Below are 18822 nucleotides of genomic sequence, written 5' to 3'. Positions count from 1 at the left end.
GTTTTAACTGTAAATAGATATGACTCCTTGGCAAACATACCAACAAGACTTAAAGCGAGATGACTTTGTACACGACGCAGCACAAGAAAATGCTGTGCGCCATTTACAACGTCTATACGATGACCTAACTCAGGCAAAGCCAAAACAAAAAGGTTTTTTTGCTAAGTTATTTAGTAAAGATGAACCTGCGCCTATAAAAGGTTTGTACTTTTGGGGTGGAGTAGGGCGTGGTAAAACTTATTTAGTTGACACTTTTTACGAATCACTACCGGGCACACGTAAAATGCGCGTGCACTTTCATCGATTTATGCACCGAGTGCATAATGAGCTTAAAAAACTAAACAATACGGCTAATCCATTAGAAAAAATAGCCGACACTTTCAAAGCTGAAACAGACATAATTTGTTTTGATGAGTTTTTTGTTCAAGACATTACCGATGCTATGTTGCTAGGTGGCTTAATGGAAGCGCTATTTGCACGGGGTATAGTACTTGTTGCTACATCTAATATAGTGCCTGATGAGCTTTACAGAAATGGCCTGCAGCGTGCACGCTTTGTCCCTGCTATAGAACTGGTTAAGCTCAATACAGAAATAGTTAATGTAGACTCAGGTATTGATTACCGGTTACGCACTTTAGAGCAAGCCGAAATTTTTCATAGTCCGTTAGATGAAGATGCAGATAAAAACCTATTTGAATACTTCGATAAGCTATCGTCAGAGCCTGGACAATTAGATGAGCCGATAGAAATAGAAGGGCGAAAAATCAAAACGCGAAAAGTAGCTAAATGCGTGGTGATGTTTGAGTTTAGTGAATTGTGCGAAACAGCGCGTAGTCAGGTTGATTACATGGAGATTAGCCGTTTATATAATACGGTGATTATTTCTAACGTAAAACAGCTTGGGCAAACTAATGATGATGCCGCTAGACGCTTTATTGCTTTAGTGGATGAATTTTACGAGCGCCATGTAACTTTAATTATATCGGCTGAAAAACCTATTACCGAACTTTATACCCAAGGTAATTTAAACTTTGAATTTAAGCGCTGTATAAGCCGTTTGCAAGAAATGCAGTCTCTAGAGTATTTAGCTAGAGAGCATTTGGTTTAAATAAGTAGGTAAAAGTGTAATAGGTTAGCCATTAAAAATAAGAGGTGCATATATAGTACTTCTTATTTCTAAAATTTCTTGTGGAAAAAACAACCGGCGAGTAGCAATGTGTTTTAAGTGCTGGTATACTCCCGCGTCTGCCACGTTGCGTTCTATGCCCTCATATAGTCTAGCCACTTGTGAGCGGCGCAAAAGTCTAAAACTCGAAGGGGTTATAGCAAACTTAGAGCAGTAGTTAATATTAACTACTTGTGGTTTTAATTGAAAAACATTGGATTTTTATAAATGAAAACGTTTGTTGCTAAACCAGAAACAGTAAAACGTGACTGGTACGTAGTTGACGCTGAAGGTAAAACTTTAGGTCGCATCGCTACTGAAATCGCTCATCGCCTACGCGGTAAGCATAAAGTTGAATATACACCGCACGTAGATACTGGTGATTATATCATCGTTATCAACGCTGAAAAAGTTACTGTAACTGGTAACAAATTCAAAAACAAAGTGTACTATTCACACTCTGGTTTTCCAGGTGGTCTTAAGTCTACTACTTTTGATAAACTTCAAGCTGCAAAGCCTGAAATGATCATCGAGAAGGCTGTTAAGGGCATGTTGCCACGTGGTCCTTTAGGCCGCGCTATGTACCGTAAACTTAAAGTTTACACAGGTACTGAGCACAACCATGCTGCACAACAGCCTCAGGTTCTAGACATTTAAGGAGCACCATCATGGCAAATCAATACTACGGTACAGGTCGTCGTAAAAGTTCAAGTGCTCGCGTATTCTTACGCCCAGGCACTGGTAACATCGTAATCAACAAACGCTCTCTAGAAGAGTATTTTGGTCGCGAAACAGCACGCATGGTTGTTCATCAAGCTCTTGAGCTAGTTGATATGACTGAAAAATTTGACCTTTACATCACCGTTTCTGGTGGTGGTACAACTGGTCAAGCTGGTGCTATCCGTCATGGTATCACTCGTGCACTTATGGAGTTTGACGAATCATTACGTTCACAACTTCGTAAAGCAGGTTTTGTTACACGTGATGCACGTAAAGTTGAACGTAAGAAAGTGGGTCTTAAGAAAGCGCGTAAGCGTCCACAGTTCTCAAAACGTTAATCTATACGTTATCAAGAATTCAAAAACCCAGCTTATGCTGGGTTTTTTGTTTTCAAATCAAAATGTTTACATTTGCAACTTAATATAAAGTTATTTATATCGACGGTGATACTGGGTGATTGCAGCAATTAATGATGATCAAATTGATTAATAACTGCGTATTAATCAAACGAAAGTTAAAAAACACTCAGATAGCTGCAAAAAAGTTAAATAATTATCGTAATTAGTTTAAATCCATCAGTTAATTGGTGGAATTTTTTGCTACAATTGGCATTGAAGTAAAATGAGTGAGTTTAACCGCACTATGTACAGTTTTTACTGTTTCCTCTTAGTGGTGTTGATCTTGGTCAGTATATTGTTTTTACAGAAGCGTTATTATAGTCGTTCGGCTTTATTCTCGAGCTTACTTAATCAAATTTTGATCAAGTTAGTTTTATTCGAGCATAGGGCTTTGAATAACCTTGTTTTAATCAAGGGTTTTAATTATGATCGCTTCTATTTTAAAAATTCGAATAATTAACCTGCTGTAACTGATGTTCTCAATATAGCAAGTGTTGAGAATCATAGTGGAGATAAGTGGATGAGCAATGCGCCTGTAGACAATGGCCGACGTCGCTTTTTAACCATAGCTACCTCTGTTGTAGGTGGTGTTGGTGCGGCTGGGGCTGCTGTTCCTTTTATTGCGTCTTGGAATCCAAGTGAGCGAGCTAAATCTGCGGGTGCGCCTGTAGAAGTAGATATCAGCAAACTTGAACCGGGACAATTAATACGTGTCGAGTGGCGTGGTAAACCTGTATGGGTTGTATCACGGACCCCAAAAATGCTTGAGCAAATGAAAGAACATGAAGGTCAACTTCGTGATCCGCATTCGCAAGAGCCACAACAATTAGAATCATCAACAAATGATTACCGTTCATTACGTCCAGAAATCTTTCTGGCTGTAGGTATTTGTACGCATTTAGGGTGTTCACCGGGCTTTTTCCAAGGTAACTTTAGTGAGAAAGTTGAAGGAACCGATGATGGCTTCTATTGCCCATGTCATGGTTCTAAATTTGATATGGCTGGCCGTGTATTTCAATCGGTACCTGCTCCATTAAACTTAGAGATACCACCTTATACTTTTCTTGATGAGACCACTATTTTAGTGGGCGAAGAAAAAGGGGCAGCCTAATGTTTGGTAAGATTATTGGTTGGATAGACGACCGTATCCCAATGACACGTGTTTGGAACATGCATATTGCACAGTATCCAGCACCTAAAAACTTTAACTTCTGGTACTTTTTTGGCTCATTAGCCATGTTGGTACTAGTAAACCAAATCCTAACGGGTATTTGGTTAACGATGAACTTTGTTCCGTCTTCTGAAGGCGCATTCGCTTCAGTAGAATACATCATGCGTGATGTAGAATATGGCTGGTTATTACGTTACTTGCACTCAACCGGTGCATCAGCGTTTTTCATCGTTGTATATATGCATATGTTCCGTGGCATGATCTACGGTTCTTATCAAAAACCACGTGAGTTATTGTGGTTATTTGGTATGTTTATTTTCTTAGCGCTAATGGCTGAAGCATTCATGGGGTATTTATTACCATGGGGGCAAATGTCGTTCTGGGGTGCACAGGTAATCATCTCCTTATTCGGGGCTATTCCGGTTATTGGTGATGACTTAACACTTTGGATCCGTGGTGACTATGTAATATCAGGTGCAACGCTTAACCGCTTCTTTGCATTACATGTAATTGCACTACCACTGGTTATTGTAATCTTAGTTTTCTTACACATTGTTGCTCTACACGAAGTGGGTTCAAATAACCCTGAAGGTATTGAGATTAAACGTAAGAAAGGCTCAGTAGCTGAAGAAGATAAGCCTAAATTTAAATTTCATGAGTATTACACTGACAAGAAAGATATTGTTGATGCGATACCGTTCCACCCTTACTACACAGTTAAAGATATTGTGGGTGTGGTTGGTTTCTTAATATTGTTCTGTTGGGTTGTGTTCTTTATGCCAGCGATGAATGGCTTCTTTTTAGAAGGTCCAAACTTCGAGGCAGCTAACCCACTTAAAACACCTGAGCATATTTTCCCGGTTTGGTACTTTACGCCATTCTATGCAATCTTACGTGCAATCCCTGATAAGTTAATTGGTGTTGCGGCGATGGGTGCATCGATTGTGGTACTTGCGTTACTACCTTGGGTAGACCGTGGTAGAGTTAAATCGGTTCGTTACCGTTGTGGTTTCCATAAATGGAACATTGCAGGTTTTGTTGTAACTTTCGTTCTTCTAGGTTGGGTGGGTGCAACTCCGCAAACTGATATGAAAACGATTATTTCTCAAATCTGTACTGTGACTTACTTTATGTTCTTCGTACTGTTGTTTGTATACAGTAAGAACGAAAAAACTAAGCCATTGCCAGAGAGGTTAACGAAATGATGAAGAAGCTTATTATTGGTTTATTTGCTTTATCAGTAAACTTGTTACCGAACATGGTTATGGCAGCGGGTCCATCGGTTCCTTTAATGGAAGCGAACAACGACCTTACTGATCAACCATCTTTACAACGCGGTGCAAAGTTGTTCATGAACTACTGTCTTGGTTGTCACCAAATGCAGTATCAACGTTATGAACGTACTTTTCGTGATATCGGTATCCCAACAGAGGTTGGTTTAGAGCAGTTGATTTTTGACGGTTCTAAAGTAGGTAGTCATATTACTAACGCGATTACAAAAGACGATGCAGCGAAATGGTTTGGTGCGGCTCCGCCGGATTTAACTCTAATTGCTCGTGTAAAATCACCAGATTATATTTACACGTACTTAAAATCGTTTTATAAAGATGAATCTCGCCCGTTTGGGGTTAACAACATTGTTTTCCCATCGGTAGGTATGCCTCACGTTCTTCAAGAACTACAAGGTTTACCAACACCTATCACTAAAGAAGTAGAAGAGCATGGTCACACTGTGACTAAAGTTATTGCTACTGAAACAGATGGTACGGGCGAATTAAGCGTAGATGAATACGACCAAGCGGCTCGTGATTTAACAAACTTCCTTGAGTACGTGGGTGAACCTTCACGTCTTGAATCGGAAGCGCTAGGTATTAAGGTAATAGGATTTTTAATTATCCTGTTTATCTTGGCATTTATGCTTAAGAAAGAATACTGGAGAGATGTTCATTAGGTTGAACATTTTTAAAGGTAATTTTGCAATAGGGGCTTAAGCCCCTTTTGCTGTTTTAGTTATTTAATGGAGGTATAGGCATGGCCGTAGCTGCCAATAAGCGCCCTGTAATGACCCTTTTTTCTGGTGCTAACTGTATGTATAGCCACCAAGTACGTATTGTACTTGCGGAAAAAGGTGTAAGTGTAGATATTCATTTGGCTGAAAAAGATAACTTGCCAGAAGCACTTCACGAAATTAACCCTTACGGTACAGTGCCAACACTGATTGACCGTGAGCTTGGTTTATACCAGGCAAACATCATCATGGAATACCTTGATGAACGTTTTCCTCATCCTCCACTAATGCCTGTTTACCCGGTAATGCGTGGTCGTAGCCGCTTAATGATGCACCGTATTGATACTGATTGGTACAGCCTAGCTGACAAAATCAGTAACAACACGTCTGATGCTGCTCAAGCTCGTAAAGAGCTAACAGAAGCATTGCTTGCTGTAGCACCTATTTTTAGCGAAGCACCTTACTTTATGAGTGAAGAGTTTAGCTTAGTAGACTGTTATTTAGCTCCACTATTATGGCGTTTACCAGAGTTTGGTATTGAGCTTAATGGTGCAGGTTCTAAAGAGCTTAAAGAGTACATGATCCGTTTATTTGAACGTGAGTCATTCCAAGCCTCTTTAACTGAAGCTGAGCGTGAGATCCGTTTATAATGACGCCTAATCGTCCTTATTTATTACGTGCTTTTTTTGATTGGATAGTCGATAACGAGTGTACACCGCATTTAGTGGTAGACGCTGGATTTGCAAATGTACAAGTGCCAACACAATTTGTTCAAGACGGACAAATTGTTTTAAACATAAGTCCATCAGCGGTCACACAGTTTTCGTTAGACTTAACCCAACTTAGCTTCAGTGCGCGCTTTGGTGGTCAGCCAATGCAAGTGTATGTACCTCTAGGTGCTGTGCTTGCAATATACGCGCGTGAAAATGGCGAAGGAACAGTCTTTACCGCAGATGAGTTTTTAGAGGACGAAGACGATTTTGTGCCAGAGCTTGAAAGTGTTGATTCATCAGCTGAGTATATTGATGAAACACCACCAGAAAAGCCTGAGAAGAAAAAGGGCTCTCATTTACGCGTTATTAAATAATAAGTAAATGCCAAAAAAAACCGCTGAATAAGCGGTTTTTTTATGTCTGTAATAACTCATTAAATTTTATAGTCATTGAATTAGAAAATTAATCTTCTTAACTATAAATTATCACCAGAGTTGGTGAGGTTACATATATTCAAATACTTTAATCACACGCTCTACGCCAGATACATTACGGGTAATATTTACAGCTTGAGTTGACTCAGAGTCAGACACTAAACCCATTAAAAAAACTTCAGCATTTTCTGTCACTACTTTAATGTTATTACTGCTAATGTCTTTTGCTGTTAGTAGCTGGGCTTTTACTTTAGAAGTTAGCCAAGAGTCATGAGTTTGTGTAGTAATGCCAATATTTGAGCCAATACGAATTTGGTTATGTATTTTACGAATACCTGAAACGCCTTCAATGGTACGCTGTGCTTCGTTTCTCATTTCTTCATTTGCCACTTGGCCAACAAGTAAAACAATACCATTAACGCTTACAGCGCTTACGTTGGCAAACTTTTCAAGGCGTTCTACTTCGCTAAGTGCAATACTGGCTTTTATTTCAATATTGTTATCGTCAATTTGAGAGCCAATGGTACGACGGTCGTTCGCTGCAGTTACTGCACTGGCTGTACCTGCAATAACAGCGGCTGCGCAGCCTTGCAGTAATACAACAGTACCTAAAACAATAAGAGAGCGTTTAAACATAATTTTCATCCTGAGGGAAAAGCGTTAAATCAACAAGTTCGCTTAAACAATGTAAGTTAACTAAATGGGATTCGATAATGCGGCTAGGGCGTTTAGATGGCGATCTAATTTCAACATCGTTAGGTCCAAGTAGGCCTACTAACTCGCCACCATCATCACCAACCATAACTATGACCTTCATATCTTTAGTTAGTGCAGCTTCAACGGCAGAAATAACATGTTTTTCGTTACCGTTTATAGCCAGTACAAGCAGTAAATCACCTTGCTGGGCAAAAGCGCGGACTTGGCGAGCAAATGTATCGTGATCGTCTACTTGAGTACTTTGTCCAAGATTAACGTTTTCTTGCGATAGAGCAATTGCAGGTAAGCAGGGACGTTCGGTTTCATAATGATTAACCAATACACCCGCTATATGCTGAGCTAGCATGTGGCAATTTGCAGTACCGCAGCAAATGAGTTTATTTCCGTTGATCAGACTTTGTGCAATAGTAAATGCAGCTGACTCAAGCGCACTAGGTAGCACTTCACCAGCAGCGATTTGAACTTGAATGCTTTCTGTAAAAATTTCTTTAATTGTGTCTTGCATAGCCTACCAATAATTTATCTTTGTATTTGCGTTTAAAATACATTTTTAAGCCAATTAATATTAGGAGATGCTTCTCCTGTAATGGCTACATAATCAATTCTTAGTGCTTGGTTAGTTAAATTTTTAGCTGCTAAGTAATGATAAATACTACGTTTTAATCGAGCTTGTTTTTGCGGGCTAAGCGCATAGTTGGCACCGCCACGGGCATTATTTTTACGAAACTTAACCTCAACGAATACAAGGGTATCGCCTTCTTTCATAATGACATCAAGCTCACCAAAGGGGCAGTAATAATTACGTTCAATGGGTGTTAACCCTTGAGTAGTTAAGTATTTTTGCGCTTCAAGCTCATAATACTGGCCTTTTTCGCGACTATTGTGCCACAGCTCTTTAAACCACGACATGCCGCCCCCTTAATTAAGTTTAATTTATAGTTTGTATGTCACCTGCTGATTGCATAAACAATGGTACAGGGCGTTGTGTTTCTAATTGCACAGGCTTAATGCGACGGTTTGTATATTGAGCCCAGTCGAGCATACGTTCTATATGGCCGTTGGTATTAACAGATAACTTACCGCTTAAACCACTATATTGATTGCCTGGCATTACGCTTAACTGCCTGATGTCATGTAATATTGATACAGCATCGTAGGCCATTGCAAATAAGCGTTGGCTAATATCTACTTGCTCTGGCCATAAAGAATTGTATTGCTGGCGTAAATTATGTTGTTTAATTTGCGAATCAAGCATCCAAGGTAATTCAGTAAAGTATAGGCCGTCTAAGTCGCCTTTGTCAGTACTGTCAATTTGTTTACTATGACTTTTAGAGCTGGCATAAAGTGGAATACGATCTGCAAATGTACTTACGTTTACATCAAGGTAAGGTTTAATTAAGCGTGTTTCTATTGCATCACCCAAAATATAAATAACGTCTATATCACTACGCGAACGGGTTTCGTTTTCTACTTCCTGTTTAAATAGTGCTTTAATCGTTTTTATGCGCTCTTTTGATTTATCAACTTCTAACAAGCTGGTAATTGTATTTGGCATATCTTTTTTATCGTTATAAAAACCTATTTGCGGCTTGGTTTCGCTATAGCGTTGCCACTGTAAGTTAAAGTAATCAACCAAGCGTTGGCCATTTGCGTTATTTGGTGCAAGCAACATAGGTTTTTGATAGCCCTTAGTTAAAAAGTGTTCTAAGGCTTGTTGTACTTCGTGCTCAGGGTTAAGTGCAAAGTAATAATGCTGAAGCGAAATTCGCTCACCATCAAAGGTGTTTAAATGTAGTACCGGAGTATCAATAAGAGTTTGTGCATTAGCAAGTTTATCAATATTTGCTTTAAGTAGAGGACCAATTACAAAATCAGGCTTTATTTCTTCAAGTTGCGCTGCAATTTCTTCTGTACTTAGGTTTTCATCAATAAAAATAGTGTCGTTGATATTTTGTGTATCAAGTGCAGCTAATACGCCAGCTTTAAGGGCATCACCTAAACGCTCGTTAGGGCCTGATTGTGGAAACAGTACAACTAAGCGCTCTATATTGATAGGAGCAAGCTCAGTAAGCATTTCACCTTGTTCAGGTAATATAGTAAAAGCCGGATGCCCAATATAGCGTCTGCGCCAATTGTTGATCGCTTGATCTAACTCTACGCCACTACTTGCATATACTTGATGATATAACGCTAGGTTAGCCCACCCTTGCTGAATAACCGAACCACGGTTAAAGCGTTCAAGCGCGTAAGAAGAAAGTTGCTTTAAGTTATCCCACAAATTTTGATTAAGTTGAGGGATTTCTATATTATTTTTTGTTGCTGTTTCAGAGGCTCTAAAAAAGTAGGGTGCAGCTTTTTTAGGAAAATTTTGCGATGCGTAAATGCTGGCCGTTAAAAACTGATGCCAAGCAAAATGCTCAGGTTGAGTCAGTTGTCCGTCTAGCGACTGTAAAATAACCAAAGCTCGATCATTTTTATTCTGTTGTTTTTGTGCAAATGCAATATAAAGACGGTTCTGGATTTGATCAACACTTGCGGTTAATTCAAGCTCATTCCCAATTATCTCTAATAAAGGCCAGTTTTGCTCACTAATTGCTGCATCACGGGCGCTATACAATAACTGTATTTTATCGGCACCTTGGCGGTTTTGCGCCAATTGATAGATAGATTGCGCACTGGTTGCCTGATTTTGCAGTGCATTAGTGCGGTTACTTACGTTATCGCTGTTTTTAGTTGGTTTTTCGGTTGTGCTACACGCCGATAACCCTGACAATATAATTAATAGACTAACTAGTTTAAGTCGCACAATGATTTCCCAATACGTTAACGCGATTTGCTTATATTACTGACTGACGCAGGAGACCTCAATGTTAAATGAGGAGAATTCACAGAAAATTGGCACTCTTTACATTGTTGCCACCCCAATTGGCAATTATGACGACTTAAGTCACCGTGCCATTGCGACATTATCGCAAGTTGACTTAATAGCTGCTGAAGACACTCGCCATACCGGCAAGCTACTTAGCCACTTTGGTATTAAGGCAAAAACGTTTGCATTACACGACCACAACGAAAAGCAAAAAGCACAACAAATTATTGATCAACTTAATCAAGGTTTAAATATTGCTTTAGTATCTGACGCTGGTACGCCACTAATTAGTGATCCAGGCTACGCTGTTGTAAATCTATGCCGCGAACAAGGCGCCCATGTTACACCTGTTCCAGGTGCATGTGCTGCAATTACAGCCGTATGTTGTTCAGGCTTACCAACCGACCGCTTTCAGTTTATTGGTTTTACGCCAGCTAAAAGCAAAGCTCGCCAAGACTTTTTTATCGAAGCTGTTAACTCAGGCATTACCAGCATAATGTACGAAAGTACGCACCGTATTATGGCAAGCCTTGATGATTTAGCACTAGCCCTTGGTGATGAGCAGCAAGTTGTGTTTGCTAAAGAGCTAACCAAAACCTTTGAAACATTTTTTAATGGTAGTGTAAGTGAGCTTAAACAGTTTTTAACTGATGATCCTACCAAGCAGCGCGGCGAAATAGTGCTTATGCTTCCGGGCAAACCAAAGCAAATAGACGATGTTCCGCCTGAAGCGCGCAAAATGCTGGCACTTCTTGAAAGTGAAATGCCAATGAAAAAAGCCTGTGGTGTGGTTGCAGAATACTTTGGTATGAAGAAAAACGCTTTATATAAAACAATTATTGAAGAAAAAGAGTAAATTTTACTGCGCTTGGTATTAGCCTCATGTATACTGCGCGCCGAGTCAGCCAAGATGATCGCTGCCTGTGACGAAAATGATCAGGGGGAGGAAAGTCCGGGCTCCATAGGGCAGAGTGCCAGCTAACGGCTGGGGGGCGTGAGCCCACGACAAGTGCAGCAGAGAGGAGACCGCCAATCTCGATTGGTAAGGGTGAAAGGGTGCGGTAAGAGCGCACCGGGCCGCTAGTAATAGTCGGTTGCAAGGTAAACTCCACTCGGAGCAAGACCAAATAGGGTTCCTTATGGCGTGGCCCACGTTGGAACCGGGTAGGTTGCTTGAGCCATAGAGCGATTTATGGCCTAGACGAATGATTATCACTTTCTTCGGAAAGGACAAAACCCGGCTTATACGGCTGACTCACTCATTCAATAAAAAGCCCGTAGTTAACGCTGCGGGCTTTTTTGTGTTTAAATTTTAGTTAATAAAATTTAAGTATTATTAAATAATATTTTTCCCTTGTTCTGGATCGCGAGATTGCTCTGCTTGTTCACGTATTTCGTCAGTATCACTGCTTACATCATCAAGTGTTTTAGTTTGCTCGACAGTTTCATTTTTTTCGCTTTGTATTTGCGATGGTTGTTCTTCCTCTAAACTAGAAACACTTTCATTAGGGTCGGTGAGTATAATTCTCTCTCGTGCGTCATCAGGCATGCTGATTTTTTGTTTTGTGAACTCATTGACTAATTCGCGCATAAGTTGGGAGGCTACTTTTAATGGACTGTGCTGCTCGCTATTAACCCAAAAATACAAAACGAAGTTAATAGTAGATGAGCCTAAGTTTTTTATTAAAACCTGTGCGGGTGGGTCGCTAAGTACTGCATTTTGTTGATTGGCAATATCTAGGGCGAGGGTTTGTGCGCTGCGTATATCGTTATCATAGCCAATACCAATTTCTACTTTGCCGCGCATTTTTGGATTGGCAGTCAGGTTTTTAATGGTATTTTTATATACAGTCGCATTAGGTATTTGAATATGATTGCCATCGTAATCAACAAGTGTGGTTGCTCTTGCTGTTACTTTTTTAACAATACCTAATCGGCCATCCACTTCAATTACATCGTCAATTTTAAAAGGTCTTTGTACGCTCAGTAATAAACTAGCAATAAAGTTCTCTGCTATGTCTCTAAAAGCAAAGCCGAGTATTAAACCTATCAACCCAGTCCCACTCATAATAGCAACAGCAAACTGAGTAAGCCCTGCTAAACGTAAAAATAAATACACCCCAAATAAAATTATCAGGGTGCTTATGCTGCGCCTTATGACTAGGTGAACAAGCTTGCTGTCAGTCATATAGTCAATGGGTTTGATTAGTAATCTAGAAAGTGGTCCTGAAATTAAGTAACTGAGTACTAAAAGCATTATGCCGAGTAAAAGAGTGGGTAATATTTGCGCTGTTACGTGAAGTAATTGCACGCCTTGCCCATAAAAGAAATTCCACGAAAGTGTATCAACTTTGATCACGTCAGTTATTGGTGTTGTATTATTTAGCGCTACACTGCTTTTTAGGGTACCGAGCATGGCTCATCTTCCGTGTTATAGTCATTTATAGATAAATATTAGCAAGTTTGGTACCAAACGCTTATAACTTGGCAAATATTTTGCTGTAGTAACGTAATACAAATATTGAGGTTTAGAATGAAAGAAGCTAAACGAGGACAGCAAGCAGAGCAGCCTGCACATATCCCTTTTATAGGTTGGTGGGATATTGTTAAACGTATTTTTAAGCAAATGAGTGAAGATAACTTATCTATAGTGGCTGCCGGTGTGGCATTTTATGCACTGCTTGCTATTTTTCCAGCCATTGCGGCGTTGGTATCAGTGTATGCGTACTTTTCATCCCCAACAGATATTAGTGAGCACTTAAGTAAAATAGTTACTTTGCTTCCACCAAGCACCAGCGAACTGATTTTATCTCAGGTTTCTAGCCTTGCTAAAACATCAAGTGCAAGCTTGAGCTTAAGTGCAATTGGTACGCTTATACTTACAATTTGGAGTAGTTCTAAAGGCAGCCAAGCACTTATTACTGCGTGTAATATTAGTTATCGTGAATATGAAAAACGCTCTTTTTTTCAGGCTCAATTAGTCCGTATTCTATTTTCGGTAGGAGCGATTGTAGTCGCAATTTTTGCACTATTAATTATTGGTATTTTACCTATTGTACTTAATTTAGTGGGACTAAAAGAAAGCATAGATTTATTAATTAAACTCATTTCTTGGCCATTATTGGCTTTTACCTTTAATTTTGCATTGGTACTTTTATATCGTTATGCCCCACATCGTAAACCTGCTAAATGGCGTTGGATCACAATGGGGTCGTCTATTGCTACCGTGCTGTGGATTTTGGCATCTATAGGTTTTTCATTTTATGTATCGCGTTTTTCTAGTTACAACGAAACTTACGGCTCACTAGGTGGTGTAGTGATCATGCTGATGTGGTTGTATATCAGCGCTTACATAATCACATTAGGTGCTGTAATTAATGCAGCTACTGAGCAGCAAACAGGTAAAGATAGCACTGTAGGGCCGGCTAAAGAGCGTGGGCAGCGAGGCGCCTATGTAGCAGATCACCTCGATGTAAAAAACGAATAAATTGCAGATTAGTTAGCTAAGTTAATAAGTGCAGTAATTTGATCTTTAAATTCTTGTGCTGCAGGACCAAGCCTGTCGTTGTCGTTGCACATTAAATATAAATTAAGAGTACGGGTTGTACCTTGATCTAAATTAAGTGCGATGAGGGTTTGATCTTCAATTAAGTGTGCAATTTGTGTTTTTGGCAGCCAAGCGTAACCTAAATTTTGACTAACCATATCAATAGAGTTGCGTAAGTGGCTTACTGTCCAGCGCATATCTGCACCTAGCCAGCCTTCATTGTGACTGGTGTGGGTTGCTGAGTCGCGAACTACTATTTGCCGGTGTAGCTTTAAATCGCGAAAGTTGAGTTGTTCAGTATATTGTTGTAATACATGGTCTTTATGCGCAACCGCTATAAACTCTATATCGCATAACGTACTGCAACTAATTCCATAGATAGGAATTGACGAAATAGCTAAATCAACCACTGAGTTATGTAATAATTCGTTTGCACCGGTTAGCACGCTTTCTACTAAATCAATTTTTAAAAGAGGGTAAAGCTCACTCGTTTTAGCAAGTGCTTGATATAAAATAGCGTGTGGAAAAACCTCATCAACAGCTATTTTTAATGTGCTTTCCACGCCTTCGCTTAGTGTACTTGCTACCGATTCTATTTTAGTCGCTTCCTCAATTAAAAACTCGGCTCTGCGTAAAATCAGCTTACCGCTATCGGTTAAAAATGCTTTACGGCCTTTTACTTCAAGCAACTTAATTTGCAAGGCGGCTTCAAGTTTTTGCACAGCATGGTGTACGGTTGACTGACTTTTATGTACAGCTGCGCTTGCGCCTGCAAACCCGCCATGATCCACTACCGCTTTAAACATTCGCCATTGCTCTAATGTTGCTTTTGCCATTTTTAAATCCTGTTACTACTTTATATCTGATTGCTTAACTTGACCGCGCAGACGCATTATTTATTGCGTAACAGTGATTTTTTGTCTGTTTATTTTAACAAAGCTACTTTTTTATCAGCTAGAAGTGCCATAAAACTGCTTTTATTTAAAGGTCTTGAAAATAAATAACCTTGACCGTAATCGCATCCTGCTTCAAGTAGTAGCTGCATTTGTAATTTAGTTTCAATTCCTTCGGCGATTACTTTTAAGCCCAACTGATGCGCCATAACAATGATGGCTTCACACAATGCAAGTTCTTGGCTACCTATTTGAATATTATCAACAAAACGTTTATCTATTTTTAAATAGTCGGTGTCCATTTCTTGTAAGTAAGCGAGCGACGAATACCCGGTACCAAAATCATCAAGAGCAAGCTGCATACCTGATTTTACTATTTCTTTTAGGCGTCTTTGCGTAAGTGCTTCAGGGTTAACCATTAAGCCTTCAGTTATTTCTGCGACAATTGACGAAGCAGGCAGTTTTGCTGCTTTTAGCATATCGTACCATTCATCTATGCCACTCTCTGGCGTGGATAATTGCACTGGCGATACGTTTACACTTATTTGAAAAGTATCATCGGTTAGTGTTTTTATATCGTTAAGTGTTTGCAAAGCTTGGGCAAATACAAATTGGCCAATTGCATTTATTTGCCTGGTTTCTTCAGCAAGTGGGATAAATGCGATAGGGCTGATTAGGCCTTTTTCGGGATGTTGCCAACGAATAAGCGCTTCAGCTTTATGAATATGTAAATCATTTAAAGCAACTATGGGCTGATAAAATAACTCAAATTGTTCAAGTTCTATGGCACTTCGTAAGTCTTTTAATAGCACCATGCGCGCGTGTGCATATTCGCGCATGTCAGTAGAGAAAAACTCAAAACAGTTACGACCATTACTTTTTGCTTTATACATAGCCTGATCGGCTGCCTTTAAAAGCTGTTCAGTATTTTCACCATCATTAGGAGCGCAAGCAATGCCTATGCTTGCACTAATAAATAACTCTTCGTGTTCAAGATGCAAAGCTGACGATAAGCTAAGTAAAATATTACTCGCAATTTGATTAATATGGCGCGTACTTTTAATGTGATTAAATACAATAACAAACTCATCTCCCCCAATTCGTGCCACAAACTCAGCATTTTTTGCCGACTGCACTATACGTTGCGATACGAGTTTTAATAAGTTATCGCCATAGTGATGGCCTAATGTGTCATTAATATCTTTAAAGTGATCTATATCTAAAAGCATAACAACTAATTGATTATCTGAAGTAACAACATTTGAAAATCGTTGATTTAACCGCTCCTTTAACTCTAAGCGATTTGGTAAGTCAGTTAGGTGATCAAAATGAGCTTGTCGCCAAATAGTTTCATCAGCTTGTTTTTTTTCTGTGAGGTCTGTGAATATCGCGATACGACTAACAGGTGCATTATTTTTATCATAAACAGTATCGATTGTGAGCCACTCAGCATACAGAATCCCATTTTTTTTACGATTGATTACTTCGCCTTGCCAACGGCCAGTTTGCTGTAATTCGGACCACATTTTATTGTAAAAATTCTTATCATGTTTTCCTGATGAAAGAATGGCAGACGACTGCCCAATAACTTCTTCTTTATTATATAAAGTCGTTTTGCAAAACGCAGGGTTTACATCAAATATAACACCCGTTGGATCGGTGATTGCCATGCCTTCACTACTGTTGTTATAAACTAACGAGGCAAGGTGGAGTGCTTCTGCATTAATTTTTCGCTGGGTTATATCGCGTAGTACTACAACGTATTCATTTTTGCTTTGCATTTTGCTAATACGTGCTTCAAAGCTGCGCTTAGGATCTGATTTTTCGAGTGTGATTTCTAAATTGCTCGAAATATTAAGTTTAGGTAATTGTGCCAATAAAAGCTGAACATTACTGTGTGAAAGTATTGATGATAAATGGGGTACTGCATTGTTGTTTGGGTCTACTTGATGCTTAAATTGCCCTGTTATGTTGAGAATATCGCCATGAATGTTAATTCTAACGTAACTATCGGGCAGAGTATTAAGCAAGCTAGTAAGCTCATCATGCTTGTTTTTTAAATTAGCCTCAGCTGTTAACCGAGTTTGCGTCATTGATTTAAAACGCTGATAGAGAGTATTTAGCTCTGGATTATTGGGTTGTATTCTTTGTGCTGGCATCTCGCCCTTAGCTAACACATTTGTTGCGCTTGTTAGATTATTAATTGGATCAATAATACTGGTTTTAAGTAGCTTACGTGCAATTAAAGACAGTACTAACAGCGATAAAATAAATACACCAATCGCTATAAAAAAATTATTATTAATTTGCTTTAAAGCATGCGTGACAGGAAGTGCAATATGTATATTTAAGCTGTTATTACTCGGATCGCTATAAATAACAGAGTGATGAAGTATTCGATCTTCACCCTCAATCGATTTTATTTTTGTTGATGCCTCATTATCAATAGAAGAATCAGTTGCTAATAAAGTCTGTGCAATATTATCGCCTAGCGCGGCCGTTGTAGGCGGGTAACGCGCTAAAATTTTTCCGTTAGAATCAGCAATTGCAGCAATAGAGCCTGACGGAAGTTCAATGTCATTAAAAGCATTGTTCCACCAGTCAAGCGCAACAACGATTACTACAACACCTTGAGTTACATTTTTTTTATTAATAATAGGTAACGCAAAATTAAGAGTGTTTTTTTGCAGGCTTCGGTCATGCTGAAAATAACCTACTGACAGTTGGTTACTTTTTAAGGCGTTCTGAAAATATGCACGATCGGCAATATTTATCGTTCTGGTTAACCCACTTGTTGCACATATGGCAATGCCATTTGGATTTATGATCCCGATATTGGCAACATGCGCGTAAATAGATTTAAATTGATTAAAATAATTAGGGCAGGTTGTTGCTATATTTTCTTTCTTACTTTCCTCTTTAGCCAAGTAACGTGCTAAACGGTCAATATCATCGACTAAGTGCTTTTGCTGTGAAATTAATTGCTTAGCGATATTTTCTACTTCTTTTTTACTTTGCTCAATAGAGTGATTGCGTTCAAGCAGCAGTGTAAAAATAATTACAGCGATGCCCGGAATACTTAGCAATATAAGCAAACGATAAAGCTGATGTTTGAGAGAATAAGTAAAAATAACCATTCCTTAGTTTTGTATTTTGCAATAACAATTGTAGCCAAATTCACTCCAAATAACCATAGTAATTATAAGGTTGAAAATGTAACCAATGAATCATTATAGTTCTATTTTTTGGAATGTTAAGGTCGATTTAAAGACATAGTTGTTTTGTTTAATGAATGATTTAATAGCCTCATAAACTTATTTTTTAGAGTGAATTAAAAAATGAAAATATCAAAAATACTTACAGCTTATGCAACTCAAGATGGCGATGGCATTAGCATTAGCCGTATACCTGGGTTTGATGGTAAATATTTAGATCCCTTTTTAATGATTGATGAACTTAAGTCAGACGACAAAAAAGATTATATGGGAGGCTTTCCTGAGCATCCGCACCGAGGTATTGAAACGTTTACTTATATTCTAAAAGGTGGCTTTGAGCATCGTGACCAAATGGGTAACAGAAAAGCAATTAAAGCAGGTGATGTGCAATGGATGAGTACCGGGCGCGGCGTCATGCATAGTGAAATGCCACTCGCTGATACTGTTAACGGTTTGCATGGCTTTCAAATTTGGATCAACATGCCAAGTGCAGAAAAAATGCGTGATTCACGTTATCGAGATACTACTAAAAACCCAGCTCCGAGTTTTACAAATACGCAAGGTGTGACGTTAAAAGCACTTGCGGGATCGTGGCAGTTCGAAAGTGAAACGCTTACAAGCGCTTTGCAAAGTTTAGCTGCTAATGCAGCGCTCGCTGATATTACATTACCTGCTGGTAAAAGCATGGATTTAGAGCGTCTTAGCCAACAAAAAGTAATGCTTTATATTCATAGCGGCTCACTAATAATGAGCGACAACCAAACAATACCAGCGGGTAAGTTACTTATTTTGGAACCAGACAGTGACATTAATATTAGCTCTGAGCGCGGCGCTGGTGTTCTGGTTTTAGCCGGCGATCCACTTAATCAGCCGATTGCTCATATGGGGCCGTTTGTAATGACGACGCAAGCTGAAGTACAGCAAGCAGTGCGTGATTATCAAAACGGCGAGTTTGGCAAAATTTAACGGTAT

Annotated in this window: 18 protein-coding genes and 1 other RNA gene; 12 read left to right on the top strand and 7 right to left on the bottom strand. The window is 39.2% G+C overall.

Annotated elements, in window-relative coordinates:
- Positions 1 to 19: 19 nt before the first annotated feature.
- The 8 genes from zapE to I6F40_RS03235 all read left to right on the top strand — a co-directional run bounded on the left by zapE (position 20) and on the right by I6F40_RS03235 (position 6549).
- Complete coding sequence (gene zapE / locus I6F40_RS03270; protein ID WP_121953721.1) at positions 20 to 1108, top strand: cell division protein ZapE; 1089 nt, start codon at positions 20 to 22, stop codon at positions 1106 to 1108.
- 285 nt (positions 1109 to 1393) lie between these two features.
- Positions 1394 to 1822 (top strand): 50S ribosomal protein L13, encoded by a 429-nt coding sequence (rplM, locus tag I6F40_RS03265; protein ID WP_007378318.1) that lies wholly within the window; start codon positions 1394 to 1396, stop codon positions 1820 to 1822.
- Positions 1823 to 1830: 8 nt separating this feature from the next.
- A complete protein-coding gene (rpsI, locus tag I6F40_RS03260) occupies positions 1831 to 2223 on the top strand; it encodes a 30S ribosomal protein S9 (protein WP_024590200.1) in 393 nt (130 codons plus the stop codon).
- 580 nt (positions 2224 to 2803) lie between these two features.
- On the top strand, positions 2804 to 3394 hold the full coding sequence (petA, locus tag I6F40_RS03255) for a ubiquinol-cytochrome c reductase iron-sulfur subunit (RefSeq protein ID WP_007580333.1): 591 nt from the start codon (positions 2804 to 2806) through the stop codon (positions 3392 to 3394).
- Positions 3394 to 4659, top strand: coding sequence for a cytochrome b (locus I6F40_RS03250; protein WP_007580335.1), 1266 nt, complete (start codon positions 3394 to 3396; stop codon positions 4657 to 4659). The genes petA and I6F40_RS03250 overlap by 1 nt, the downstream gene beginning before the upstream one ends.
- Complete coding sequence (locus I6F40_RS03245; RefSeq protein WP_002957964.1) at positions 4656 to 5405, top strand: cytochrome c1; 750 nt, start codon at positions 4656 to 4658, stop codon at positions 5403 to 5405. The genes I6F40_RS03250 and I6F40_RS03245 overlap by 4 nt, the downstream gene beginning before the upstream one ends.
- An 80-nt stretch (positions 5406 to 5485) precedes the next feature.
- Positions 5486 to 6112, top strand: coding sequence for a stringent starvation protein SspA (gene sspA, locus I6F40_RS03240; protein WP_002957965.1), 627 nt, complete (start codon positions 5486 to 5488; stop codon positions 6110 to 6112).
- Entirely contained in the window at positions 6112 to 6549 is a 438-nt protein-coding gene (locus I6F40_RS03235) for a ClpXP protease specificity-enhancing factor (protein WP_024593995.1), read from the top strand. Before sspA ends, I6F40_RS03235 begins: the two co-directional genes overlap by 1 nt.
- 129 nt (positions 6550 to 6678) lie before the next feature.
- On the opposite strand, the gene dolP is transcribed toward I6F40_RS03235, so the two are convergent.
- From dolP to I6F40_RS03215, 4 genes are read right to left on the bottom strand one after another with little or no spacing between them, the layout of a single operon-like run.
- Positions 6679 to 7245 carry a division/outer membrane stress-associated lipid-binding lipoprotein gene (dolP, locus tag I6F40_RS03230; RefSeq protein WP_166377031.1) on the bottom strand — a complete coding sequence of 189 codons (567 nt, stop codon included), beginning with the start codon at positions 7243 to 7245 and terminating at the stop codon, positions 6679 to 6681.
- A complete protein-coding gene (locus tag I6F40_RS03225) occupies positions 7238 to 7831 on the bottom strand; it encodes an SIS domain-containing protein (RefSeq protein ID WP_166377030.1) in 594 nt (197 codons plus the stop codon). The genes dolP and I6F40_RS03225 overlap by 8 nt, the downstream gene beginning before the upstream one ends.
- A gap of 32 nt (positions 7832 to 7863) precedes the next feature.
- Complete coding sequence (locus I6F40_RS03220) at positions 7864 to 8235, bottom strand: YraN family protein (protein WP_166377029.1); 372 nt, start codon at positions 8233 to 8235, stop codon at positions 7864 to 7866.
- A 19-nt stretch (positions 8236 to 8254) separates the two neighbouring features.
- Positions 8255 to 10132 (bottom strand): penicillin-binding protein activator, encoded by a 1878-nt coding sequence (locus I6F40_RS03215; RefSeq protein WP_166377028.1) that lies wholly within the window; start codon positions 10130 to 10132, stop codon positions 8255 to 8257.
- Between the two features lie 61 nt (positions 10133 to 10193).
- Between I6F40_RS03215 and rsmI the strand changes: the two genes are divergently transcribed.
- Both rsmI and rnpB read left to right on the top strand, forming a co-directional pair.
- Positions 10194 to 11051: a 16S rRNA (cytidine(1402)-2'-O)-methyltransferase gene (gene rsmI / locus I6F40_RS03210; RefSeq protein ID WP_024607458.1), complete on the top strand. Its 858-nt coding sequence runs from the start codon at positions 10194 to 10196 to the stop codon at positions 11049 to 11051.
- Positions 11052 to 11093: 42 nt separating this feature from the next.
- An RNA gene (gene rnpB, locus I6F40_RS03205) (RNase P RNA component class A) lies at positions 11094 to 11456 on the top strand.
- A gap of 75 nt (positions 11457 to 11531) precedes the next feature.
- Here rnpB and I6F40_RS03200 read toward each other — a convergent pair.
- On the bottom strand, positions 11532 to 12611 hold the full coding sequence (locus I6F40_RS03200) for a mechanosensitive ion channel family protein (RefSeq protein WP_166377027.1): 1080 nt from the start codon (positions 12609 to 12611) through the stop codon (positions 11532 to 11534).
- Between the two features lie 117 nt (positions 12612 to 12728).
- On the opposite strand from I6F40_RS03200, the gene I6F40_RS03195 reads away from it, so the two are divergent.
- The gene (locus I6F40_RS03195; protein ID WP_166377026.1) at positions 12729 to 13682 is read left to right on the top strand and encodes a YihY/virulence factor BrkB family protein; all 954 of its coding nucleotides are present in this window, start codon (positions 12729 to 12731) and stop codon (positions 13680 to 13682) included.
- Between the two features lie 8 nt (positions 13683 to 13690).
- Here the strand turns inward: I6F40_RS03195 and I6F40_RS03190 are convergent, their stop codons facing one another.
- Both I6F40_RS03190 and I6F40_RS03185 read right to left on the bottom strand, forming a co-directional pair.
- Complete coding sequence (locus I6F40_RS03190) at positions 13691 to 14578, bottom strand: LysR family transcriptional regulator (RefSeq protein ID WP_166377025.1); 888 nt, start codon at positions 14576 to 14578, stop codon at positions 13691 to 13693.
- An 89-nt stretch (positions 14579 to 14667) separates the two neighbouring features.
- Positions 14668 to 17772, bottom strand: coding sequence for a bifunctional diguanylate cyclase/phosphodiesterase (locus I6F40_RS03185; RefSeq protein WP_166377024.1), 3105 nt, complete (start codon positions 17770 to 17772; stop codon positions 14668 to 14670).
- A gap of 201 nt (positions 17773 to 17973) precedes the next feature.
- Between I6F40_RS03185 and I6F40_RS03180 the strand changes: the two genes are divergently transcribed.
- Positions 17974 to 18816, top strand: coding sequence for a pirin family protein (locus tag I6F40_RS03180; RefSeq protein ID WP_197192477.1), 843 nt, complete (start codon positions 17974 to 17976; stop codon positions 18814 to 18816).
- Positions 18817 to 18822 lie beyond the last annotated feature (6 nt).

Source organism: Pseudoalteromonas sp. SWXJ133 (assembly GCF_015864365.1).
Classification (GTDB): domain Bacteria; phylum Pseudomonadota; class Gammaproteobacteria; order Enterobacterales; family Alteromonadaceae; genus Pseudoalteromonas; species Pseudoalteromonas arctica.
Note: the sequence above shows the minus strand (reverse complement) of the source record. Positions and strands in the feature narration are given on the sequence as shown.